We start from the raw sequence: 25,625 nt of genomic DNA, 5'->3' as shown, positions 1-25,625 counted from the left end.
TATATTTAGTTAAAAGAGGGTGTCAGATGAGTGTTATACTTGCATCTACCATTTTTATCATAAGTTATTTTCTAATTATGACCGAAAAGATTAATCGAGCAGTAGTAGCCCTGTCTGGTGGAACATTGCTTTTGCTAAGTGGTATTTACACGACGAATGATGTCTTTATTCGTTACATCGATTGGAACACGATAGCATTGTTGTTTTCCATGATGGTTTTAATTGCAATTACAGAAAAGACAGGGTTGTTTTCATATATCGCCGTACGTTTTGCCCAACAAGTAAAAGGAGAACCTATCCCTCTACTTATAGGGACATGTGTATTAACTGCTGTAGGATCTGCATTACTAGATAATGTGACTACCGTTTTAATTTTTGTGCCTATCATCTTGAAAATAACTAAACTATTGACACTGCCATCCTTCCCATACTTATTAGCTATTATTTTAAGTTCAAATATTGGAGGTGCTGCAACTTTAATTGGAGACCCACCTAATATCATGATTGGTCAAGCTGTAGACCACCTTACCTTTTTGTCGTTTATCGTTCATTTAGCACCAGTCGCCTTATTTAATTTCATGTTTATGATTGCAGCATTAGTCCTTCTGTTTCGATCTTCATTAAAGAAAGTCCAAACAAATAAACATGAACTTATGGTGATTGATGCTGAATCATATATTATAAAATCACCTATGCTTTACAAGTCTGTCACGGTTTTATTAGTAACTATATCTGGTTTTGTGCTACATGCTTTTCTACATATAGAGCTTACAATTATAGCTTTAAGTGGCGCAATATTGCTGTTATTATTAACAGAAAAGGAAATTGCCACCGAACGGATATTTGAAAAGGTAGAGTGGGTAACGTTATTTTTCTTCATTGGTTTGTTTACGTTAGTCGGAGGGTTACAGGAAGTTGGCATTATAGATGAGTTAGCTAGAGCTATTATTTTATATACGGATGGAAATTATGCTTATACAGCGATATTAATTTTGTGGATTTCAGGATTGTTTTCAGGTGTTATTGATAACATACCATTTGTAGCAGCCATGATTCCTGTAATAAATGAATTTGAAAGTTATGGAATGTTATATTTGGATCCCATATGGTGGTCATTAGCTTTAGGAGCATGCTTAGGTGGAAATGCTACACTAGTAGGCGCTTCAGCTAATGTTGTTGTTGCGGGGCTTGCTGAAGGAGCTAACCAACGGATCCCATTTATTCGGTTTATGCTCTACGGAATCCCATTTGTATTGTTTTCACTCGTGATTTCAACCATCTATATTTACTTACGCTATTTACTACCATATATTGGACAAACATCATGAGGTTTACATAGGTAAAAAACATATCACTTGAAGTGATATGTTTTTTACTGTTTACAGAATATCCAGGTCATTACTTTAGTTAAACCATCTTTGCAAAAAGGGAATCTGTTTCAATTCTTCTTTTGTAATAAACCTTAACGCAAACAATAACATGATATAGACGATTACTAACATTACTAATACAACTAAGAACTGTACTAAGTTTGGCCCTACTAGTAAGTACATCTGCTTGAAAAATAGTCCAGCTGACCAGGTTAATGCAATTAATAGTATCATTTTAAGCAGATCTTTAAGTGGAATCATAAATTTGATTAACTTTTGTAGGGTAGCTAAATGTAATAAAGTGACCAATACAACCCCTACTGACATAGCAATTGCCACACCCATTATTCCGAAATTAGGGTTAGAGGCCAGGAAAAATAGTACAACAAACTTACTTGTTGCCCCAATTAGGCTATTCCACATCGCAGGCTTTGCAAGATCTAATGCTTGTAAAGCTGCTTGTAATGGGGCTTGTATGTAAAGTAGAATAAAGAAAGGAGCCATAAGCACTAAAAATTTACTAGCATTAGCGGTACCATACATGAATGTTAAAATAGGTTCAGAAAAAAGAGTGAGAACAATAGTTGCGAGCGCTCCTGAGGCAAATGATATTCTAATAGATTGGTGAATCCTATAATGAATAAGATTTTTATTTTGGTTTGCTTCGGCTTCTGATATATTTGGTACTAATGCAATTGATAACGATTGTGTAATAAATGTGGGTAAGAATAATAACGGTAAGACAAATCCAGTTAATTCACCATATTGTTTGGTTACTAAAGTTGCAGAAATCCCAGCAATAGCTAAACTTTGAACTACTAAGATAGGTTCTAGGAAGTAGGAGAAAGATCCAATCAACCGACTGCCTGTACTAGGTAAGGCTATTGAAAATAATTCTCTTAATGTATCTCCGCTATTTTTTAAATAGGAGAAAAAGCGATATCTTATTTTAATAACCTTTTTTCGTTTAAACATATAGGTCATGTAAAATAGTGATGCTAATTCACCTAATATAATACTAAACATTGCACCTGCAGCAGCGTATTCAATTCCAAAAGGCAGGAATAGTTTTACAAATAAAGCTACACATGTAATTCGGACAACTTGTTCAATTACCAGTGCATAGCTCTGGGGACGCATATTTTGTTTTCCTTGAAAATATCCCCTTAAGATAGCTGAGATTGCTACGATTGGAACCAACGGGCTAATAGCTAATAATGGGAACAATGTACGCTCATCGGTGAGTAAGGTTTTTGCGATAAATGGTGCGCTGGCGATCATTCCTATTGTAAAAATGATACTGGAGATTCCAGTAACAATTAAGGATACAATTAGAATTTTTTTAATTTTTGCTTGGTCATTTCTTGCGTCTGCTTCAGCAACTCGTTTGGATATAGCAATTGGCAAGCCGAGTTGTGTTAACGTTATAACTAAAAAAAGTGTTGGTAATGCCATCATATAAAGACCAACACCTTCTTCACCCATTAGACGGGCTACAACTAATCGATTTATAAAGCCTAAAAAACGAGTAATCATTCCTGCGAAAATTAATATGATTGTGCCTTGTATAAAAGTTTGCTTGGTCATTATGAACGACCTGCCTTCTCAAAAAATAATTTTTCATATACAATGATATATATGCATTAAAGTGGGCCAAGCATGACAAGGATTATAAAAATAGCGCTTTGCGTATCCAGGGGGCATTCAAGATGGAATTAGAAAAAACTGTTAGTGAATGGAAGATAATGATGAAACCTGCTTTAGACAGTAAAACGGATGAATTTTTACTAATGGGATATTCTCAAGCGTCAAACGAAGACATTTGGAAGTGCTTAGAACAAAAAGTATGGAAGGGCAACCCTTCCAAAAGAGTGCATGAAGTTATTCAGGATATATTTCATCTGTCATCCTCCATCTATATAAGTTATTTAACGGTAAACGCATATCAAGAAGATAGTGATTTAATGACGTCCATCGCAGCAGTAACAAAAGGGTTGTAGAAATAATCAATATACATATTAAGACATCCAAGAGAGAATAAGGGAGGCACTTGGTAGATGAAGAATAGAGGAAGAATCATTGCCTTTTTTCTGATCGTATTAATATTTACCGGTACGATTGGAACAACGGTAATGGGTATTACAAAAGATATTAATTTAGGGTTGGATCTTCAAGGTGGGTTTGAAGTACTATATGAGGTTGAAACTGTTGATGAAGATCAAGATGTAACAAGAGATGTATTGGAATCTACAGTGCAAACACTTAATGACCGCGTAAATCGTTTGGGGATTAGTGAAGCAAGTATAGATATTGAAGGGGAAGACAGAATCCGTGTGCAATTAGCAGGGGTTGAAAACCAAACAGAAGCAAGGGAAATGCTGGCTACCTCGGCAAGACTTTCGTTTAGAGATGTAAACGATATAGAACATCTAGATGGTTCAGATGTTAAAGAAGGAAGCGCAAAACAGGACTTTCATCAAACTACCAATGCACCAATTGTTACATTGCAATTAAAAAGTGCATCCAAATTTGGTGAAGTGACAAAAGAAATTATGGAAATGGGCCCACCAGATAACCGTCTTGTTATTTGGATGGATTATCAAGAAGGAGATTCGTATGAAGAAGAGTCTACGAAAAGTAATCCGAAGTATATATCTGACCCGGGAGTAGAAGAAATATTAAACACAACCAATGTCATGATCACCGGAGATTATACGGTAGAATCTGCTCAACGTTTGGCAGATATTATTAATTCTGGTTCTCTTCCTGTTAATATGAATGAATTATACTCAACGTCTGTTGGTGCGCAATTTGGTGAACAGGCCTTGAATAAAACAGTATTTGCAGCATTTATTGGCATTGGTTTAATCTTTTTATACATGATTGTTGTCTATCGTTTTCCGGGATTAATTGCTGCTATTAACTTAAGTGTTTATATTTATTTAGTTTTATTAGTATTTGAATTGATGAATGGGGTATTGACCTTACCAGGAATCGCTGCCTTAATTCTGGGTGTTGGTATGGCAGTCGATGCAAATGTTATTACATTTGAGCGGATAAAAGAAGAAATAAAATCTGGCAAATCGATATCTGCATCTTTTAAAGCGGGGTCGAAGAATTCACTTTCCACCATTTTTGATGCTAATATCACGACACTAATTGCAGCATCTATTTTATTCATGTTTGGTACAAGCTCTGTTAAAGGGTTTGCAACCTTGTTAATTGTAAGTATACTAGTAAGTTTTCTAACAGCTGTTTATGGTACAAGACTGCTCCTTGGATTGTGGGTCAAGAGCAGAAAATTAAACAAACTACCAAATTGGTTTGGTGTTAAACAAAAAGACATTCAAGATATTGCCAATTCAAAAGAGGAAGCGGACGCAACATTCTTTGACCGAAACGTAAATGTCGTACAACATAAAAAGAAATTTTTTGTAGGTTCTATACTGATGCTTTTGCTAGGATTAGCCTCACTCCTAATCTTCCAGTTGAACCCAGGTATCGACTTTACTAGTGGTTCTAGAGTTGAAGTGCTAGCTGATGAAAGTGTCACCACAGAGGAAATCGACGCTAGTTTAGCTGAATTAAACTTAGAACCAAAATCCAGGGTAATTTCCGGAGATAATAACGACATTGCCGTTACCAGGTTTGATACTGTTCTCTCAGAAGAGAGAATAGCCGAAGTGAAGGAACATTTTGCTGATAAGTATGGGAATGAACCGAACGTTAGCGTGGTATCACCTATTGTCGGTGAAGAGCTTGTTAAGAATGCAATATACGCTGTATCCATTGCATCTATCTTTATGATAATTTATGTCACGATAAGGTTTGAGTTTTTCTTTGCTATAACTGCATTAATTGCATTATTACACGATGCATTCTTTGTAGTTGCTATCTTTAGTTTTACTCGAATTGAATTTGACGTAACCATCGTTGCAGCTATACTGACGATTGTAGGTTATTCTATTAATGACACAATCGTTACGTTTGATCGGATAAGAGAGAATTTGAGGAAGAAGAAACAGGTTAAGTCTTATAAAGAATTAGCAAAAGTAGTCAATAAAAGTTTAGTTCAAACATTCATGAGAAGTATTAATACAACCGTTACAACGTTAATTGCAGTATTGGCGTTTCTGTTCTTAGGAGCTCAATCAATTACAGGCTTTGCCGTCGCATTAGCTGTTGGTTTATTAGTAGGAACATACTCATCCTTGTTCTTAGCGGCTCAAATATGGTTAGCTTGGAGAGGGAAAATGATCAAGAAAAGACCAGTTGTATTTGCTAAAAAGAAACGAACTGAAGGACCTCAGGTGTAATTGAAAACAAGCCCTTGTAGTATAAATAATACAAGGGTTTGTGTTGTTTTTAGTAAAAATGGGTAATTATGAATAGAGAAGAAAATATAGGAATTGTCTGAGGAGGTATTCTTTTGAAAGGTCAAACATATGTAATAGTAGCTATTATTGTACTAATTATTGTAGCGGTATTTGCAGTTATTAACGTCGAAGCTGTTGAAGTGAATTATCTATTTGGAACGGGTGCAATACCATTGATTTTGCTTATTCTATTTTCTGTGCTCATGGGGGGCATTATTACTGCCTCAGCTGGAGCGGTTAAAGTATTTAGACTACAACGTGAAAATAAGGCACTACAATCAGAAAACAGCGAAATGAAAAAGAATTTTGAAATGGATAATCCCCCAAATTCGAAAGAAGATCAAACAACAATTGACTCACAAAACGAACAAGATAATCATAAGTAAATATTGATACCCCTGGACTACTCTAGTATAATAGATTGGTCAGGGGTGAATTTATGTTACAAAGTAAGACAAGATGGAACTTTCCTAATAATGATCATGAAATTTCAAAGTGGATGGACGATTCAAATGGAATGTCCCCTATTATTTTAGACCTATTATTACAACGAGGAATCACAACTAAGAAACAAGCAACAACATTTTTATCACCAGATCTAGCAAATTTACATAACCCTTTTGATCTGGAATCAATGGATAAAGCGACAGAACGAGTACATAAAGCAATAAAAAACGAAGAGAGAATTCTTGTTTATGGTGATTATGATGCAGATGGAGTGAGCTCCAGTACTGTTATGATGGAAACACTAATAGAGCTTGGTGCTACTTGTGACTTTTATATTCCGAATAGGTTTACAGAAGGCTACGGCCCAAATGAAAGTGCTTTTAAAGCAGCTGCAGAAGATGGTGTTAGCTTAATTATAACGGTAGATACAGGAATTACCTCTGTACATGAAGCAATGATTGCCAGAGAACTGGGAATTGATTTAATCATTACAGATCACCATGAACCACAGGAAGAACTACCCGATGCATATGCCATTATCCATCCCAAAATTTCTCCTAAGTCTTTATTTCAGGAACTGGCTGGGGTAGGTGTAGCATTTAAATTTGCTGAATCATTGCTAGGTTATTTTCCTGAACATCTATTAGATTTAGTTGCTATTGGAACTATTGCAGATTTGGTTCCATTAGTGAATGAAAATAGAGTTTTAGCATATTATGGTTTACGTACATTATCAACTACAAAAAGACCTGGAATTAAAGCTTTAAAACAGGTATGCAAAATAGATGGGATCGTCACAGAGGAAGATGTTGGCTTTTTATTAGGCCCTAGAATTAATGCTGTTGGAAGATTACAAGATGCTGATTTAGCAGTACAGCTTTTAATGACTGATGATGCACAAGAGGCACAACAAATAGCTGAGATGATTCAAGAAATAAATAAGGAAAGACAAAAAATAGTTACAACAATTGTCAGCGAAGCAGAAGCAATGGTAAATACAGATGAACATGATGTTATTATAGTAGCAAAAGAGGGCTGGAATGAAGGTGTTCTAGGTATTGTTGCTTCTAAATTGGTACGTAAATATGATCGACCAGCCATTGTCTTGGCAGTAAAATCTGAAACTTCAGAAGTAAAAGGTTCTGCACGAAGTATATCTGCTTTTGATCTATTTACAAATTGTATGAAGGTTAGAGAACTATTTACAAAATTCGGTGGTCATTCACAAGCAGCAGGGATGACATTGCCAAGAGAGAACGTACCGATGTTGCAATCCGAGCTTAATTCTTTAATCAACCAACAGCTTAGTGAGGAAGATTTTACTCAGGTTGTCGATGTATGCAGAACAGTTTCTATCACAGAGATAAATGAAAAATTAATTAATGAAGTTAATCAACTAGCTCCATTTGGCATGGCTAATCCCAAACCAATATTCCATGTTAAACATATTCCGTCAGACATGCGGCAAATTGGAAATATGCAAAAGCATCTTAAAGTTCAATTCAGAGATGAAACGATTACTGTTGATGGGATAGGGTTTGGCATGGGAAACCTATACTCTAAGGTATCACCAAAGACACCCATCTCTGTAATAGGTGAATTGAGTATAAATGAATGGAATGGGAATAAAAAGCCTCAAATTGTTATGCAGGATATGAAAATTGAAGAAAGGCAACTGTTTGATTATCGTGGAAAAAAACAACTAAACCTCACATCTTTTATAAATGATAGCAAAGAAGGGTTAGTCATTTCAAACAGTACTATCGACGACTTACCTTTATCTGTTAACCAAATCTCATATAAAAGTGATATCAGTAATCTAGTGAAACTGGACTCATTATATATTCTTGATCTTCCTCCAAACCTTTCTATTTTAAAGGAAATCATTCGTAGTACATCTCCATCTAACATATATGCTGGTTATTATATTGAAGACAGTGCTTATATGAAAGCATTTCCTTCAAGGGAAGACTTTAAATGGTTTTATGCTTTAGTACGAAAACGAAATACTTTGGATTTAAATAAAGAAATAAAGCTAATCATGGATACGAAATCCTGGACTAAAGAACGAGTACTATTTATATCAAAAGTGTTTTTTGAATTAGGATTTGTTAAAATAGAAAAAGGGGTTATTGAGTATAACCCTACCCCGGTAAAAAAAGATTTGCAGGAGTCTATTTTATATCAAGAGCGAATAGTAAAAGCTGATATAGAAAAAATATTGTACTATTCAACATATATTGAATTAAAAGCTTGGATTACAAATTGTTTAGAAGATCTAAAAGCACCCAAGGAGGAAGTTACCAATGGATTATAAAAAATATATTAAAATCGTTGAGGATTGGCCTAAGAAAGGTGTGAAATTCAAAGATATTACCCCATTGATGGACAATGGAGTAGCCTTTAAATCTGCTGTTGACGAAATTGTTGAATTCGCTCGTGAAAAGGAAATAGATATTGTTGTAGGGCCTGAAGCGAGAGGTTTTATTATTGGGTGTCCGGTTTCCTATGCATTGGGAATAGGATTTGCCCCTGTACGAAAAGAGGGGAAACTACCTCGTGAAGTAATTAAAGTTGATTACGGTTTAGAATATGGTTCAAACGTATTAACCATACATAAGGATGCTATTAAACCTGGTCAGCGTGTATTAATTACCGACGACTTACTAGCAACAGGTGGTACAATTGAAGCAACCATACAGTTAGTTGAAGAACTTGGTGGAATTGTTGTAGGATGTGCATTTCTAATAGAGCTTTCTTATTTAGATGGCTTGTCAAAACTGGATGGTTACGATGTTTTATCATTAATGAGCTATTAATATTTTATGCAATGAGTTACAAGGTCTGACGGATGTCAGACCTATTCTTATACATCATGTCCTGTTCCATCGTATTAGTTTTTGGAATAGAATTAAAAATAAATAGCTGTTTTCGCACGCATTATTGCTCTTTTATCTTCATAGTTGGATATAAACTACTAAGTAACTGCCAGGTTGATTTCTGCGGGCACTGCTTCAGCCATCCTCGCGGAAAACCACCATTTCGGGGGCTTCAGACACGTGCTGCGGGAGGATAGACATAGGAGGCTGTCCGACGAAGTGAAATTGCCGAATATTTATTCAAAATATGGTGGATTATACATTAATAATTCAGTGTGAATGCATATATATTCACAGAAATTATTCCATCGGACAGCCTCATAGGTGAGACACCAAAGCGCTTCAGCACGTGTTGGCTTTACCAGCCACCCTAAGGTGCGCGAAGTGTATTTACGAGAACGGTAAGTTACGTCGCAGTTTATATCTATTCTCTAGAAAAGCAACAATCTTTACGAGAACAGCCAAATAAATAAAGAGCTTTTTTACTATTTACATTGTTTTTGTGGTTTTTCCTTTACAATTAGTCAAAAGTTTTCGATACTAGTAAAAAGCATTAAAGTTTGATAATTCTCTACAGCGAAGATAGGTGATTATATGGCAAAAGATGATATTTTAACAATAGAAGATGTAATAACAAAGGCACGACAGTATCTTTCAGAGGATGATGCTGTATTTCTTCGCCATGCTTATGAATTTGCTAACCATGCACATATAGATCAATATCGAAAGTCTGGAGAGGCTTATATCATTCACCCAGTACAAGTAGCGGGTATTTTAGTAGACTTGGAAATGGATCCTGAAACGATTGCTGGTGGATTTTTGCATGATGTCGTAGAGGATACAGAAGTAACTCTAGAGGAAATAGAAAAGGCTTTTAACCAAGAAGTGGCCTTGCTAGTTGATGGTGTCACCAAGCTGGGTAAAATAAAATATAAATCAAAAGAAGCGTTGCAGGCAGAAAATCATCGAAAAATGTTTGTCGCAATGGCAAAAGATATTCGAGTAATTTTAATAAAGCTTGCTGATCGTTTGCATAATATGCGCACTTTAAAACATTTACCACCCGAAAAGCAACGCAGAATTTCGAATGAAACACTGGAAATTTTTGCTCCTTTAGCACATCGTTTAGGTATATCGACGATTAAATGGGAATTGGAAGATACTGCATTACGTTATTTAAATCCTCAACAGTATTACCGTATTGTTCAGTTAATGAAACAAAAAAGAGAGCAACGGGAAACTTACATTGAGGATGTTATGAATGAGGTAAATAATCAATTAGATGATGTTAATATTGATGCTGACATCTCAGGAAGACCTAAGCATTTATATAGTATTTATCGTAAAATGGTGAAACAAAATAAGCAATTTAACGAGATATACGATTTATTAGCTGTTCGCATTCTAGTTAGTAGCATTAAGGATTGTTATGCTGTATTAGGTATTATTCATACATGCTGGAAGCCGATGCCAGGAAGGTTTAAGGATTACATCGCAATGCCAAAGCCAAATTTATATCAATCGTTGCACACTACAGTTATCGGACCTAAAGGTGATCCGCTTGAAGTGCAAATTCGAACAAAAGAAATGCATGAGATTGCTGAGTATGGTATCGCAGCACATTGGGCTTATAAAGAGGGGAAACAAATCAGCAAGGATAAAAAATCATTTGAAGAAAAGTTAACTTGGTTTAGAGAGATTCTTGAATGGCAAAACGAAACACATGATGCAGAAGAATTTATGGAATCACTAAAAGTAGACCTGTTTTCTGATATGGTTTATGTATTTACGCCAAAGGGAGATGTAATGGAGCTACCATCGGGTTCTGTTCCACTTGACTTTGCTTATAAAATTCATACTGAAATTGGAAATCAAACAATAGGTTCGAAAATTAATGGTAAGATGGAACCACTTGATTATAAGCTTAAAAATGGGGATATCATTGAAGTGATGACATCAAAGCATTCCTATGGTCCATCTCAGGATTGGTTAAAAGTTACCCAAACATCACAAGCAAAAAACAAAATCAAGCAATTTTTCAAGAAACAACGTCGTGATGAAAATATTAGTAAAGGTAAAGAAGCGGTTGATAAGGAAATTCGAGCACAGGGCATTGAACCAAAAGAAGTACTAACAAGCGATAACATGAATCGAGTTTACGAAAAATTTAATTTTACCAATGAAGATGATATGTACGCTGCTGTTGGCTATCAAGGAATTACTGCGGCATTAATTGCAACTCGATTAACTGAAAAAGTAAGGCGTACTAAACAAAAAGAACAAGATCTTGCCGAAACCATCGAGGAAGTAAAAAGTGAAGTAAAAGATAAGAAGCCACATAAACGAGATTCTGGCGTAAAGGTAGAGGGTGTCGATAATCTATTAGTGCGTTTATCGAAGTGTTGTAATCCTGTACCAGGAGATCAAATCGTAGGTTATATCACAAAAGGACGAGGAGTTTCTGTACATCGTGCAGACTGTCCAAATGTGAAAACGGATGAGGCGATTGAACGTAGGTTAGACGTTAAATGGGAAAACAGTCAAACGGATACGAAGCAGTACCATGTTGACTTGGAGATTTCCGGATATGACAGACGAGGATTATTAAATGAAGTGCTGCAGGCAGTAAATGAGACTAAAACCAATATCACACAAGTAAATGGAAGATCAGATCGCAATAAAATGGCTATAATTCAAATTACAATACTGATACACAACACAAACCATTTACGTAAAATTGTAGAGCGGATCAAACAAATCAAGGAAGTTTATACGGTTACCAGAACATTGCAGTAATACTAAAGGAGATTAAGCATGAGAGCAATAATCCAACGTTCGAAGCATGCAAGTGTTTCCGTGGACAATAAAATAGTTGGCGAATTAGACCATGGAGTTGTGGTACTTCTAGGTGTTACCCATGAAGATGGCAATGACGATATACAATATATTGTAAATAAACTAGTCCATTTGCGCATTTTTAATGATGAGGATGGAAAAATGAATCTATCCTTAAAGGACGTAAATGGAAGTGTATTATCGATATCACAATTTACACTTTATGCAGACACAAGTAAGGGTAGGCGACCAAATTACCTGCAAGCAGCAAAACCAGAAGTAGCTGATGAATTATACAATCGATTTAATAAAAAAATTGTTGATGAAGGAATACATGTAGAGACCGGTCAGTTTGGGGAAATGATGGATGTTCGGTTTACAAATGATGGCCCAGTAACAATTATATTAGATAGTAAAGATTAGAAAACTTGGCATTCGTTAAAGGGATTCTTGGTAAGCGTACTTTGCTTTCTTAGAAGCCCTTATGCTTTGGAGTGCAAGCCTTTATGGCGAATGACTTAGTTGCACATATGCAGATAAGGAAGTTTTATCCTTTCTTACCTGTTAAATAAGACGGATGGCTTTAAGCCATCCGTCTTACTTATTCATAAAATATTTTTCCAATCCATTTACCATTCCGGTTACAAGCTTTTTTTGATATCCGTTTGTAAACAATAGCTTCTCCTTTTCTTGATTGGAAATAAATCCTAGCTCAAGAAGCACAGACGGCTTAAATGTTTGTCTAATAACATGAAAGTCACCATTGGTCACACCACGGTCTTTCGCATTAGTCTCCTTTACTATCTCTGTTTGAATATAATTTGCCAAACCTTCATTTTGTTCATGATAATAATAAGTTCCAATACCAGTTACTTGTGGTAACTCTGGTGTACTATTGTAGTGGATGCTAATAAATGCATCTGTTTGGAGAACATTGGCTAGGCTTGTCCGACTTGCTAAGGAGACAAATTCGTCTTCTGTACGAGTCATAACAACTTCAGCACCAAGATTCGTTAATTTTTGCTTTAATTCCATTGATGTCTTATACGTAAAGTCCTTCTCCAATGTCTCCGTTGCGCCTATTGCACCAACATCTCTTCCACCATGGCCCGGGTCTATTACGATTGTTTTATTTTTTAAGCCAGTAGAGGCTGCTTCAGTATCCTTTTCTACAAGTCGCTTTAATATATAGCCACTTACGTCTTTGTTTGTTACCTCAATCCAATTACCGTCTTTAGAAATTACATCTAATTCAGTACCCTTATTGACGTAATGTGAAATGTCAGAGTCTGTAGAAGGACCTTTTCGGATATGTGTGTTATCGGTTGAAATGGAAATAGTTTCGTTACTTTCGGTCGATGAAGAACTATTATTTTTTTCGTTAATGGTTATATACTCTGTTGTAATCCAACCAGTATTGTTATCTTCATATTGTATTTCGACCCAATTACCTTGCTTGTGCAAAATAGTATAGCTTTCATCTGTATGAACTTGGCCGATTTGTTCATACTCAGTTCCAGGCCCTTTACGCACATTTAGATTATCTGTATTGACTAACGCATCATCAGCACTTACTACAGATGATATTGTTAAAATTACGAGTAAAGCACCTAATAAGTATATTAAAACCTGTTTCGTCTGCAAATGAGCTTCCTCCTACTATAAATAATTATACATTCCGCTACTACTATTTTAATAAAAACTACTCATTTAGGCAAAGCTAGAACCATTAAGGAGGAATATTACATGCGAATGCAGGAGAAACAATGGAATTCAACTGGCAATAAAGATATTCATGGAATCAATTTTCACCGATTTATGGAATTAGAAAGTCATTCTAATCATATGGAAATCGCTGAAGAACTCGGGATAAGCTTAGGTGAGGTTAAGATGTTAAAGAAAAAAATTAATCGTGCTTGACAATAATTTGTGTAAAGATTAATATATAAGACATTCAACTAACTAATATTATTATAATTAAAACCTTTGAGGGAACCAGTAATTAGTATCTATATGTAAAGAGAGAAAATGTCATAGGCTGAAAACATTTTCACATACTAGTCTAATGAAAGACATTCCTTAGGATCTATATCGAATTCATAGTAGGTATAGACGTTTTGCAGGCGTTAACTGTGAAGAGCGGATACATATGTATCAACTAGGGTGGCAACGCGGGTAAACTCTCGTCCCTTTTTTATAGGGACGGGAGTTTTTTGTATGTTTTTACTTAAATTATTAAATGATTAGGGGGTTTTATGGATGAATATGAAAGCACCACGTGGTACAGTAGATCTTTTGCCAACGAATACAAAGAAATGGCAATATGTAGAAAATCATATAAAAGGTGTCTGTGAACGTTTTCGGTATGATGAGGTTAGAACACCATTATTTGAGCATACAGAAGTATTCCAACGCAGTGTTGGTGATTCTACCGATATCGTTCAAAAAGAAATGTATACATTTGAGGATCGTGGTGGAAGAAGCTTAACACTACGTCCTGAAGGTACTGCTTCAGTTGTTCGGGCATTTGTCGAAAATAAATTATTTGGTAATCCAAGTCAGCCGGTTAAATTGTATTATTTTGCACAAATGTTTCGTTATGAACGGCCGCAAAAAGGACGAATGCGTCAATTAAATCAATTTGGTGTAGAAGTGTTGGGAAGTGCTAATCCCGCGATTGATGCTGAAGTAATTGACCTTGCGATGACTTGTTACAAAGAATTAGGGTTAAGGTCATTAAAATTAGTCATTAATTCATTAGGAGATCAGGAAAGTCGAGAAAATCACCGAAAAGCATTGGTAGAACACTTCTCACCACATAAAGATGAACTTTGCAGTGATTGTCAAACCAGGCTTACACAAAATCCTTTACGAATTTTAGATTGTAAAAAAGATAGGGATCATCCATCAATGAAAACTGCTCCTTCCATTTTGGATTATTTAAATAATGAATCAAAAAAATATTTTGAGCAAGTTAAGGAATATTTGGATTTGATGAAAATCCCATATGAAGTGGATAAAAACTTAGTTCGAGGACTCGATTATTATAACCACACAGCGTTTGAAATTATGAGTGAGGCAGAAGGATTTGGAGCAATTACCACACTTGCTGGTGGTGGCAGATACAATGGATTAGTAGAGGAATTAGGCGGACCCGATATTCCTGGGATTGGCTTTGGAATGGGACTTGAGCGTTTAATAATGGCGTTAGAAGCGGAGAAAAAAGAAATAGAAATTGATGATGAGTTAGATTGTTATTTCGTTGCTGTGGGCGATGAAGCAGAAAAACAGGCTGTACGCTTAGTTCATGAATTACGTGAAGGTGGCGTGCAAGTAGATAGGGATTACTTGGATCGTAAAATGAAGGCCCAATTTAAAGCTGCTGATCGGCTAAAAGCCAGATTTGTTATCGTACTAGGTGAGGATGAATTAACAAAGGAAATCGTAAATGTAAAAGATATGACAACTGGAGAACAGTTGGAAATACCTATCACACAGTTAATAAATAAAATGAATGAAAAGCTTCAAGGAGGAAAATAGACATGGGTGAGCGCATTTTTGCTGGTAAATTACGTGAATCACATATAGAACAGGAGATTCTGCTCAAGGGTTGGGTTCAAAAACGACGTGACTTAGGTGGTTTGATTTTTATTGATTTACGTGATAAATCTGGAACCGTTCAAATTGTTTTTAATCCAGATCATTCAAAAGAATCTTTAGAGGTAGCTGAAATGATTAGAAGTGAATATGTAATAGAGGTAAAGGGTAAGGTTGTAAAGCGTGATGAGTCAACTGTAAATCCTTCTATAGAAACAGGTAAGATCGAAGTCTTTGTTTCAGATATTGAAATTTTAAATAAATCCAAAAATCCACCTTTTCTCCTACAAAATGAAACGGATGTAGCAGAGGACTTGCGTTTAAAATACCGTTATTTGGATTTACGCCGCAGCTCACTACAAGATACTTTTAAATTGCGTCATCAAACAACTAAGGTAGTTCGTGACTTTCTAGATGAAAATGAGTTTTTGGAAATGGAAACGCCTATCTTGACGAAAAGTACACCAGAGGGAGCCAGAGACTATTTGGTTCCAAGTCGCGTTCATCCAGGGGAATTTTATGCATTACCACAATCCCCGCAACTTTTTAAACAATTAATTATGATGGGTGGATTTGAACGTTATTATCAAATCGCACGTTGTTTCCGTGATGAGGATTTACGGGCAGACCGTCAACCTGAATTCACACAAATTGATATTGAGACATCATTTATGTCTAGTGACGAAATTATGAAAATGGCAGAATTAATGATGCAGAAAGTATTAAAGGAAGTAAAACAGGTTGATATGACATTACCATTAAAACGGATGAGCTATCAGGAAGCGATGGAGCGTTTTGGTTCAGATAAACCAGATACTAGGTTTGCAATGGAACTAATAAATGTATCAGACGTTGTAAAAAGTTCTTCTTTTCAAGTGTTCCAAGGCGCAATTGATGCTGGTGGAAAAGTATGTGTCCTGAACGTTAAGGAGCAAGCTGGTCATTTTTCTCGTAAGGATATAGATAAGCTGACAGAATTTGTTAAAATTTATGGTGCGAAAGGGTTGGCTTGGCTTAAATTTGAAAATGATGAACTAAAAGGACCGATTGCTAAGTTTATATCAGAAGAAGAGAAAACAGGGCTATTGAATCGTACACAAGCGAGTAATGGGGACTTATTGTTATTTGGTGCAGATAAGACAGCTATTGTAAATGATAGTTTAGGAGCACTTAGATTAAAGCTTGGTAAAGAGTTAAACTTAATTGATGAATCACAATATAACTTTCTTTGGGTTACTGACTGGCCATTGTTGGAGTATGATGAATCTCTTGGAAGATACTTTGCAGCACATCACCCATTTACATTGCCGGTTGAGGAAGATCTGGATAAATTAAATACAGACCCAGGAAGCGTTCGTGCACATGCATATGATTTAGTCTTAAATGGATATGAGTTAGGCGGAGGATCACTACGTATTCATAAACGTGAGCAACAAGAGAAAATGTTTGATGTATTAGGATTTACAAAAGAGGAAGCAAATGATCAATTCGGATTTTTAATGGATGCGTTGGAATATGGTGCACCTCCACATGGTGGTGTTGCTCTTGGATTAGATCGTATAATCATGTTATTAGCGGGAAGGTCAAATTTACGTGACACCATTCTATTTCCAAAAACAGCTTCAGCATCGGATTTATTAACCGATGCACCTAGTGAAGTAAGTTCTCAGCAACTAGACGAATTGGAAATTAATGTAAATAAAAAAGTATGATAAAATTCCTAAAATGTTGCTTAAATGTAATATCTGTAATGAATTTTTTACATGAATGAATATTGAAAAAAAAACGATTGTATGGTAATATAATTTTACAATCAAATTTAATTAACACTATTAATCCTGATGTGTACGTCTATCAAAATCGTTTTGACCGAACATCTATATACTTGGGAGCTTGATTCGTTTTTATGTTGCGTGCATGCCTCTTTTCCTTACATCTGAGGACGCACAAAATATAAAACAGAGCACCCACCTGCCGAGAGCGGGATCAAAACTAGAAATAGACGGCACAATTGGGATTAATAGAATACATAGAACAAAAAAACTCTTCCTTTTTTTATTGGAAGAGTTTTTTCTTTATTGATTAGAACCAGGTGCTAGTTGTTGCAAGTTCCCATTTTTATCCATTCGAAAGGCAGGGGATTTTAATGACCCTTGTTCTTCAAGAACTGTCATCTTTCTAGCTCGGTCCATAATTTGCATGAAGACCTGATAATCCTCTTGGATGTTGTTAAGTTGTTCTTCTGTTTTAGCTAACTTTTGTTCTAGTTCACTTACATGCTCTCGTAGCATCGTATTTTCTTTTTGGGTTTGTTCTAAAGATAATTTTGATTGAGTAGAAGCATGATAGTCTTTTTTAAATTGTTTTAAGTAAGAAATTACCGTGTCCATGGTAATGGGAGTATTTTGATTTTCAGTTTCATTTACTAGAGAACTATTTTCCTCGATACTATCATGTGATACTTGTGCTGTCGGTATTACTGTTTGTTTTGGCCTTGAGGTTTTAACTGCCATTGCACGCTTTTTCTCTTTACGTTGTCTTTTTGCAAGATCAATAGCATTATCATATTTTCTTCGCACCTCAGCATTCCAGCGAAATCCACAAGCAGCAGATGTACGATTTAACTTATCACCAACTTCATCAAAGGCATTTAATTGTGTACTGCCCTCTCTCACGTGACGTAATACTGTCTCAGCAAGCAGAAGATCATCTTCATGTGACCACGCATCTTGTCTAACTTTAACCACTATATTTCAGCTCCTTTTTCATTTACCAGCAGTTTTATAGATCTTTTTATCTATTGTGACCGCTTGAAAAAGGAATTATACCTTTCTTATCTAGCATTATTTTTATCTGCTTGTATTTTGTCATAAACTTGTTTTAAAGCTTGCTCAAATTTACCAGTATTCTTAGGCTTATAGTAGTGTTTGTTTTTTATAGAATCAGGTAGATATTGTTGATTAATCCAATTATTATTGTAATTATGTGGGTACTTATATTCAATTCCACGGCCAATAGTTTTAGCTCCTTGATAGTGAGAATCTTTTAAATGTGCAGGTATATCACCACTTTTGCCACTGCGAATATCTGCTAGAGCTGCATCAAGTGCTTTATAGGCGGTATTCGACTTCGGTGATAAACACAACTCGACAATAGCAACTGCCAATGGAATTCTCGCCTCCGGAAAACCTAGTCTTTCGGCTGCATTTACTGCTTCTATTGCACGAGGCCCAGCTTGTGGATTTGCAAGTCCAATATCTTCATAAGCACAAACAATCATTCTTCTAGCAATACTTTCTAGGTCCCCCGCTTCAATTAATCTTCCTAAATAGTGGAGTGCTGCATTCACATCACTTCCTCTAATAGATTTTTGAAATGCCGATAATACATCGTAATGTGCGTCACCATCTTTGTCATGTGAAAAACTTTTCTTTTGCATACATTCCTCAGCAGTATCTATTCCAATTAGTATTTGATTATTTTTATTTTTAGGTGTTGATGATACTGCTAGTTCCAGGCCGTTAAGGGCAGATCTCAGGTCACCATTAGCCGCAATTGCAAAGTGTTCTAATGCATCATCCGTAATATCAATGACATACATGGCCAGGCCGTTCTGTTCATCATAAATGGCTCGTTTAAGTGCGATTTTGGCATCTGTTACAGACAAGGCATGTAATTCAAATAAATGACACCTACTCCTAATCGCTGGATTAATAGAGTGATATGGATTACTTGTTGTACAACCAATTAATGTGAGTAAATTGCTTTCCACATGAGGTAGCAAGAAGTCTTGTTTAGCTTTATCCAGTCTATGAACTTCATCTAAAACAAGCACAACCTGTCCAGTCATTTTTGCTTCTTCTACTACAATTTCCATGTCTTTCTTTTTATCAACTACCGCATTTAGAACCCTTACAGGGAGACTTAAACTTTTGGCTAGTGCAACAGCCATAGATGTCTTTCCGGTACCGGGTGGGCCAAATAGGATCATCGATGCTAAGCGCTCTGCTTGAATCATGCGATTGATTATTTTTCCTTCTCCTACAAGGTGTTCCTGTCCAATAATTTCATTAATATGAGATGGTCTCATACGATATGCTAGAGGTCTATGTTTCATTTTAATCGTCCTTTGGAATAATAGATTGTATAGTAAAGCCTAATAGTGAATTCGAGAAAATGCAAGAAGCATACTATTCATGCTATAATATCATGTATTAAATATTAAATTCTAATGAATAGATATCTTTTTATAATATAGAGGTGTGAAATACATGAAAATCTCAACAAAAGGACGCTATGGATTAACTATTATGATTGAACTTGCAAAAAATTATGGTGATAAACCGATGTCATTAAAATCTATAGCACGTAATAAAAACCTTTCTGAGCATTATTTGGAACAACTTGCTACGCCGCTTAGGAATGCTGGTTTAATAAAGAGTATTCGTGGAGCTTATGGTGGCTATATATTAGCTAAAGAAGCAAACGAAATTAAAGCGGGTGATATTATTCGGGTACTAGAAGGACCGATCACACCTGTTGAAGGAATCGAGGATGAGGAACCAGCGCAACAAGCACTCTGGCTCCGAATTAGAGATGCGGTTAAAGATGTGTTGGATACAACGACATTAGAAGACTTAATGACACATGAAGATGATCAGCAACAGGACGCGTACATGTTTTATATTTAAAAAACGGTACAGGAAGGACAGGTACTAAAGATGAAGCACATTTATTTGGATCATGCAGCAACTACACCAATGGACCCACTTGTAGTTGAAGCCATGTATCCGATTTTTGAGAAAGTATTTGGTAATCCATCTAGTGTTCACTCATTTGGTCGAAAAGCCCGCCAGCATTTAGATGAAGCAAGGCGTGTAATGGCCGGAAGTATCCACGCGAATGAAAAAGAAATTATATTTACCAGTGGTGGAACTGAAGCAGATAATCTAGCACTAATTGGAACTGCAATGGCAAATAAACATAAAGGAAACCATATTATTATAACCGAACAAGAGCATCATGCTACGCTTCATACTGCACAGTATTTAGAGCATGAAGGTTTTGAATTAACGTATTTACCCGTTTACGAAGACGGGAAGATTTCTATACAGGATTTACAAAATGCCTTAACCGATAATACAATTCTTGTTTCTGTCATGTTTGTTAATAATGAGACTGGTATCATACAACCTATTGAAGAGGTAGGATTGGTATTAAAGGATCACCAAGCTTATTTTCATACAGATGCTGTGCAGGCTTTTGGATTATTGGATATTCAAGTTCGTGACTTGAATATAGACTTACTTACCGTTTCTTCACATAAGATTAATGGGCCAAAAGGAATGGGGTTTCTTTTTGCTGATGAAAATGTGAAATTAAATGCACTGCAATATGGTGGCGAGCAGGAGCGAAAACGTCGAGCTGGTACAGAAAATGTTCCTGGAGTGGTTGGTTTTCAAAAAGCTGTAGAATTAGCCATTCAATACAAGGATAAGCGAAATAATGAATATCAGGGGTATAAGCAGTTATTCCTCGACGTCTTAAAGCATGAAGGTATTGTGTTCGAGATAAACGGTAACTTAGAGGAGACTGTTCCGGCTATTGTGAATATTAGCTTTCCTGGTACAAATGTAGAGACTCTATTAACAAATTTTGATTTGGATGGCATTGCTGCATCTAGTGGTAGTGCATGTACAGCAGGGTCAGTGGAACCATCTCATGTATTAACAGCGATGTTTGGTGAAAACAATACGTGTACCACGAACTCCATTCGATTTAGCTTTGGTCTATATAATACAACAGAGAATGTTGAAGAAGCGGCCGAAAGGGTTACAAAGATTATTAAGCGATTAACTTCATAAAATAGAAGGTGAGAAATATGAATTCAAATGAAAACATTAGAGTTGTTGTTGGAATGAGTGGCGGAGTGGATTCTTCTGTAGCAGCTCTACTTTTAAAAGAACAAGGGTATGATGTAGTCGGGATCTTTATGAAAAACTGGGATGATACAGATGAGTTTGGTGTTTGTACCGCAACAGAGGACTTTGATGATGTGGTCCGGGTTTGTAACCAGCTCGATATTCCTTATTATGCAGTAAATTTTGAAAAACAATATTGGGATAAAGTGTTTACCTACTTTTTGGACGAATATAAAGCCGGTAGAACTCCGAATCCAGATGTTATGTGTAATAAAGAAATTAAATTCAAGGCATTTTTAGATCATGCTGTCTCTTTAGGTGCAGACTATTTAGCAACAGGACACTATGCACAAGTAAGACATGATGATGGACGTTATGAAATGTTAAGAGGGATTGACAATAACAAAGATCAAACGTATTTTCTGAACCAACTGACAGAAGACGTTTTAGCTAAAGTAATGTTCCCGTTAGGTCATTTAGATAAAAAAGAAGTAAGAGAAATCGCAAAAGAACATGATCTTGTTACAGCTACAAAAAAAGATAGTACTGGTATCTGCTTCATTGGAGAGCGGAACTTTAAAGAATTCCTAAGTGAATATTTACCAGCGCAACCAGGCAAAATGACAACATTGGCTAATGAAGTGAAAGGATCCCATGATGGATTGATGTATTATACACTTGGCCAACGACAAGGGTTGGGAATAGGCGGGTCTGGTGATCCGTGGTTTGTAGTTGGAAAAAATTTAAAAGACAATGTATTATACGTGGAGCAAGGCTTTGATAATGAAAAATTATTTTCAGAAGCTCTAGTTGCTACCGACGTAAATTGGATAAATAACAAAGAGGTTAGTAAATCTTTTACTTGCACTGCTAAATTCCGCTACCGCCAAGAAGATAGTGGCGTTACAGTACATCCATTGCCAGATGGAAATGTTCATGTTGAATTTGATGAATCCCAACGAGCTATCACACCCGGGCAAGCAGTTGTTTTTTATGATGGAGATGTTTGTTTAGGTGGGGGAACAATTGATGAAGTAATAAAAGATGAAAAACCTCTAAATTATGTAGGGTAAAAAACTATTGTCAGTAGGATCATGTTTTTAGAGCAGATTATTTGGTTCTTGAACCATGATTCTAGTTGTTTATGGAAGGTGAAATAAATGGATAGGAATACAAAAGCAATCAATTTAATGAAGGAGAAAAAATTTGAGGAAGCAGCACAGCTTTTCACAGAGGTAATAGAAGAAAATCCGGAAGATCCACTAGGTTATATTAATTTTGGTAATTTATTAATGCATATCAATGACTTAGAACGCGCTCAACGGTTTTTTAATAAAGCAATCGAGTTGGATCAACACGCCGCAACAGCCTATTATGGTCTTGGAAATTTATATTTCGAACAATCTGTTTATCCGAAAGCACAGGATAATTTTCAAAAGGCTATTGAATTTGGGTTAGAAGAAGCAGATGTCTATTATATGTTAGGAATGACATTCCAAAATGAGGAGCACGACAAACTTGCTTTACCCTATCTCCTGCGGGCAACCGAATTAAATACAGAAGATGATGAAATTCTATTTCAATATGGTCTGGCTCTTGCACAAAGTAATCATATTAAAGATGCGAAAGACATATTCGTAAAGGTTTTACAATTAAATGAAAGCAATAGTGATGCTCATTACAATTTAGGTGTCATCGCATTGTATGAGGATCAACCAGAAGTGGCATTACAGCATTTTAATGAAGCATTAGCTATTCAACCAGAACATGTATTAGCAGAAAACGGAAAAAAACAGATAGAACAGTTGTTAGATAGCAACTAGTGATAGTGAGGTTGTTGAAATGGTAATAGATGTGCAATCTAATCAAAATAAGGAAAAGGGTTATATAAAGGGAGAGCTTTTGTATACCATTTTTCATAATGAATTGGAGCATTTTTCTATTGCTCGAATTAAAGTACATGATACGAATGAAGACTATTCGGAGAAAGAAATAGTTGCAAAAGGATATTTTACAAATTTACAGGATGCAACTATATATAATTTTTATGGTCAGTTTGAAAAGCATCCTAAATTTGGTCTTCAATATCAAGTGAGTTCGTACCAAACCTTTATCCCCAATACCAAAGATGGATTAATAGCTTACCTGTCCAGCGATTTGTTTTATGGCATTGGTGAAAAGTCTGCTACTAAAATAGTTAATGTATTAGGGGAAAATGCTATATCCTCTATTATAAATGATCCTGATGTATTGAAAGATGTACCAGGTCTAAAGCAGGACAAAGCTGAATCGCTTGCGAAAAACTTAAAAGAAAATCAAGGGTTTGAACATATCGTTGTTTATTTATCAAAGTATGGTATTGGCTTGAAGATGGCGCAAAAGATATATGAACAATATAAAGAGGATGCTATTGAGATTTTAGAGGAGGACCCTTATCAATATGTGTTTGATATTGAAGGATTTGGGTTTCAAACTGCTGATGAGATCGCTAAACAAAATGGTCTATCTTTAACACACCCGAATCGAATAGGAGCTGGGTGTATTTATGTGTTACAAAAAAGTATCCAAGACGGGCATGTCTATTTACCTCTTGAAGATTGTGTAAGACAGGTAATTTATTTACTGGTACATTCTGAGCACACATTATCCAATGATATGGTAACCAATCGCTTAGAGCAACTAAATGCAGAGAAAACGGTGATTATTCAAAATGGTCATGTCTATTTACCCTCATTGTATTATGCTGAAGATGGATTTGCCTCTCATATTAAGCGACTAATCTCAAAACCTATCGAAGAACAGATTCCGTTAGCAGAATTGATGAAAATCACAGGAGATATAGAGGAAGCAGAAACAATAAGCTACGGTAAAGAGCAATTTACTGCAATAAACCAATCGCTTCATTCCAAAGTAACGATCGTTACGGGTGGACCTGGTACTGGTAAAACAACCGTAATTAAAGGAATATTAAAAGCGTATGCTACTATTCATGATGTTTCCATTAGACCAGAAGATTATGAGGATAAAAGCGAATATCCTTTTATATTGACTGCACCAACTGGCCGAGCCGCTAAACGGTTAAATGAATCTACCGGTCTACCAGCAGTAACTATCCACCGTCTATTAGGCTGGAATGGTCAAGATGGTTTTAACAAAGATCAGGATGAGCCATTATCGGGGAAATTTTTAATAGTAGATGAATTTTCGATGGTAGACATATGGCTTGCTAATAATTTATTTAAAGCAATTCCTGATGATTTGCAAGTGTTACTAGTTGGTGATGAAGATCAGCTTCCCTCTGTTGGTCCTGGTCAGGTGTTATCCGATTTATTAAGTAGTGAGCGCATTCCATTTGTAAGCCTTAATGAAGTGTACCGGCAAAAAGAAGGATCAAAAATCATCCAACTTGCACACCAAATAAAAAATGACACATGCACCAATGAAGATCTGAAAAATGATAAAGATTTTAGTTTTATACCATGTCATGAATATCAGATGATTGATATCATTACAAAGATTTTTATGAGGGCTAATGATAAAGGAATAGATCTAAAGGATATTCAAGTATTAGCTCCTATGTATCGTTCACAGGCAGGTATAACTATTATAAATAAGCACCTGCAGCAAATGGTAAATCCTAAAACACCAAAAAAACGGGAAGTTAAAACGAGTGATACTACATTTAGAGTCGGGGATAAAGTAATTCAACTTGTTAATCAACCTGAAAATGGTGTGTTTAATGGAGATATAGGGGAAGTAGTGGCTATTTTTGAAGAAGATGAGAACAAAGAGAATGTTGAACAATTGGTACTTTTATTCGATGAAAAAGAAGTTGTTTATGAGCGAAAAGATTATGTGAATATAATGCATGCATATTGCATTTCTATTCACAAATCTCAAGGTAGTGAGTTTCCAATTGTATTAATGCCAGTAGTCTCTACTTATAATCGGATGCTGCGAAAAAATTTATTATATACGGCTATAACCAGAAGTAAGCAATCGCTAATCATTTGTGGTGAACAACACGCTTTCTTAAGAGGCATCCATACACTAGACACGAATAAAAGATTCACATCATTGCAAGAACATCTAATAGAAAGGTTGAATCATGTTGACAATAAGAAAGAAGATGACTTAGAAGATGGAGAGATTTCTCCATATGATTTTATGTGATGAGAATGTATATTAGTTAATTATTCG

Annotated in this window: 20 protein-coding genes, 1 other RNA gene and 1 other annotated feature; of the genes, 17 read left to right on the top strand and 4 right to left on the bottom strand. The window is 35.7% G+C overall.

Features of this window, described 5'->3' with window-relative positions; genetic code table 11:
* The first annotated feature begins 26 nt into the window (after window positions 1-26).
* Entirely contained in the window at window positions 27-1,328 is a 1,302-nt protein-coding gene (locus tag ACFQ3N_RS09345; protein ID WP_390361716.1) for an ArsB/NhaD family transporter, read from the top strand.
* Between the two features lie 75 nt (window positions 1,329-1,403).
* Here the strand turns inward: ACFQ3N_RS09345 and spoVB are convergent, their stop codons facing one another.
* Window positions 1,404-2,957 carry a stage V sporulation protein B gene (spoVB, locus tag ACFQ3N_RS09340; protein ID WP_390361714.1) on the bottom strand — a complete coding sequence of 518 codons (1,554 nt, stop codon included), beginning with the start codon at window positions 2,955-2,957 and terminating at the stop codon, window positions 1,404-1,406.
* 122 nt (window positions 2,958-3,079) lie between these two features.
* Here spoVB and ACFQ3N_RS09335 point away from each other — a divergent pair, with 122 nt between their 5' ends.
* The 7 genes from ACFQ3N_RS09335 (at window position 3,080) to dtd (ending at window position 12,330) form a co-directional block, all read left to right on the top strand.
* On the top strand, window positions 3,080-3,370 hold the full coding sequence (locus ACFQ3N_RS09335; RefSeq protein WP_390361712.1) for a post-transcriptional regulator: 291 nt from the start codon (window positions 3,080-3,082) through the stop codon (window positions 3,368-3,370).
* A 57-nt stretch (window positions 3,371-3,427) separates the two neighbouring features.
* Window positions 3,428-5,686 (top strand): protein translocase subunit SecDF, encoded by a 2,259-nt coding sequence (gene secDF, locus ACFQ3N_RS09330; protein WP_390361710.1) that lies wholly within the window; start codon window positions 3,428-3,430, stop codon window positions 5,684-5,686.
* Between the two features lie 113 nt (window positions 5,687-5,799).
* Window positions 5,800-6,132: a LapA family protein gene (locus tag ACFQ3N_RS09325; RefSeq protein ID WP_390361709.1), complete on the top strand. Its 333-nt coding sequence runs from the start codon at window positions 5,800-5,802 to the stop codon at window positions 6,130-6,132.
* A 53-nt stretch (window positions 6,133-6,185) separates the two neighbouring features.
* Window positions 6,186-8,510 (top strand): single-stranded-DNA-specific exonuclease RecJ, encoded by a 2,325-nt coding sequence (recJ, locus tag ACFQ3N_RS09320; protein WP_390361707.1) that lies wholly within the window; start codon window positions 6,186-6,188, stop codon window positions 8,508-8,510.
* Complete coding sequence (locus tag ACFQ3N_RS09315) at window positions 8,500-9,012, top strand: adenine phosphoribosyltransferase (protein ID WP_390361705.1); 513 nt, start codon at window positions 8,500-8,502, stop codon at window positions 9,010-9,012. The genes recJ and ACFQ3N_RS09315 overlap by 11 nt, the downstream gene beginning before the upstream one ends.
* 654 nt (window positions 9,013-9,666) lie before the next feature.
* Window positions 9,667-11,868, top strand: a complete 2,202-nt coding sequence (locus ACFQ3N_RS09310; RefSeq protein ID WP_390361703.1) for a RelA/SpoT family protein — start codon at window positions 9,667-9,669, stop codon at window positions 11,866-11,868.
* 18 nt (window positions 11,869-11,886) lie between these two features.
* Entirely contained in the window at window positions 11,887-12,330 is a 444-nt protein-coding gene (gene dtd / locus ACFQ3N_RS09305; RefSeq protein ID WP_390361701.1) for a D-aminoacyl-tRNA deacylase, read from the top strand.
* A 174-nt stretch (window positions 12,331-12,504) separates the two neighbouring features.
* Here dtd and ACFQ3N_RS09300 read toward each other — a convergent pair whose 3' ends face one another.
* Window positions 12,505-13,551, bottom strand: coding sequence for an N-acetylmuramoyl-L-alanine amidase (locus ACFQ3N_RS09300; protein ID WP_390361699.1), 1,047 nt, complete (start codon window positions 13,549-13,551; stop codon window positions 12,505-12,507).
* Window positions 13,552-13,653: 102 nt separating this feature from the next.
* Here ACFQ3N_RS09300 and ACFQ3N_RS09295 point away from each other — a divergent pair, with 102 nt between their 5' ends.
* The 4 genes from ACFQ3N_RS09295 to ssrS all read left to right on the top strand — a co-directional run bounded on the left by ACFQ3N_RS09295 (window position 13,654) and on the right by ssrS (window position 17,526).
* The gene (locus ACFQ3N_RS09295; RefSeq protein WP_390361697.1) at window positions 13,654-13,827 is read left to right on the top strand and encodes a hypothetical protein; all 174 of its coding nucleotides are present in this window, start codon (window positions 13,654-13,656) and stop codon (window positions 13,825-13,827) included.
* 57 nt (window positions 13,828-13,884) lie between these two features.
* Window positions 13,885-14,101: a binding site (T-box leader), on the top strand.
* Between the two features lie 65 nt (window positions 14,102-14,166).
* Complete coding sequence (gene hisS / locus ACFQ3N_RS09290) at window positions 14,167-15,447, top strand: histidine--tRNA ligase (RefSeq protein WP_390361695.1); 1,281 nt, start codon at window positions 14,167-14,169, stop codon at window positions 15,445-15,447.
* A gap of 2 nt (window positions 15,448-15,449) precedes the next feature.
* On the top strand, window positions 15,450-17,216 hold the full coding sequence (gene aspS, locus ACFQ3N_RS09285) for an aspartate--tRNA ligase (protein ID WP_390361693.1): 1,767 nt from the start codon (window positions 15,450-15,452) through the stop codon (window positions 17,214-17,216).
* A gap of 120 nt (window positions 17,217-17,336) precedes the next feature.
* Window positions 17,337-17,526, top strand: a non-coding RNA gene (gene ssrS, locus ACFQ3N_RS09280) — 6S RNA.
* Between the two features lie 53 nt (window positions 17,527-17,579).
* On the opposite strand, the gene ACFQ3N_RS09275 is transcribed toward ssrS, so the two are convergent.
* Together ACFQ3N_RS09275 and ACFQ3N_RS09270 are read right to left on the bottom strand one after the other, a co-directional pair.
* A complete protein-coding gene (locus ACFQ3N_RS09275) occupies window positions 17,580-18,251 on the bottom strand; it encodes an RsfA family transcriptional regulator (protein WP_390361691.1) in 672 nt (223 codons plus the stop codon).
* Window positions 18,252-18,337: 86 nt separating this feature from the next.
* Window positions 18,338-19,621 (bottom strand): replication-associated recombination protein A, encoded by a 1,284-nt coding sequence (locus ACFQ3N_RS09270; RefSeq protein ID WP_390361689.1) that lies wholly within the window; start codon window positions 19,619-19,621, stop codon window positions 18,338-18,340.
* 154 nt (window positions 19,622-19,775) lie between these two features.
* Here ACFQ3N_RS09270 and cymR point away from each other — a divergent pair, with 154 nt between their 5' ends.
* The 5 genes from cymR to recD2 all read left to right on the top strand — a co-directional run bounded on the left by cymR (window position 19,776) and on the right by recD2 (window position 25,598).
* A complete protein-coding gene (cymR, locus tag ACFQ3N_RS09265) occupies window positions 19,776-20,195 on the top strand; it encodes a cysteine metabolism transcriptional regulator CymR (protein WP_390361687.1) in 420 nt (139 codons plus the stop codon).
* A gap of 30 nt (window positions 20,196-20,225) precedes the next feature.
* Entirely contained in the window at window positions 20,226-21,368 is a 1,143-nt protein-coding gene (locus tag ACFQ3N_RS09260; RefSeq protein WP_390361685.1) for a cysteine desulfurase family protein, read from the top strand.
* A 17-nt stretch (window positions 21,369-21,385) separates the two neighbouring features.
* Window positions 21,386-22,498 (top strand): tRNA 2-thiouridine(34) synthase MnmA, encoded by a 1,113-nt coding sequence (gene mnmA / locus ACFQ3N_RS09255; RefSeq protein WP_390361683.1) that lies wholly within the window; start codon window positions 21,386-21,388, stop codon window positions 22,496-22,498.
* 87 nt (window positions 22,499-22,585) lie between these two features.
* Window positions 22,586-23,248, top strand: coding sequence for a tetratricopeptide repeat protein (locus ACFQ3N_RS09250; RefSeq protein ID WP_390361681.1), 663 nt, complete (start codon window positions 22,586-22,588; stop codon window positions 23,246-23,248).
* A 19-nt stretch (window positions 23,249-23,267) separates the two neighbouring features.
* On the top strand, window positions 23,268-25,598 hold the full coding sequence (recD2, locus tag ACFQ3N_RS09245) for an SF1B family DNA helicase RecD2 (RefSeq protein ID WP_390361679.1): 2,331 nt from the start codon (window positions 23,268-23,270) through the stop codon (window positions 25,596-25,598).
* Window positions 25,599-25,625: the final 27 nt, after the last annotated feature.

Origin of the sequence: Virgibacillus byunsanensis, from assembly GCF_042675965.1 — a bacterium.
In the GTDB taxonomy this organism is placed as follows: Bacteria; Bacillota; Bacilli; order Bacillales; family Amphibacillaceae; genus Virgibacillus_R; species Virgibacillus_R byunsanensis.
This window is presented reverse-complemented; position numbering and strand designations above follow the sequence as displayed.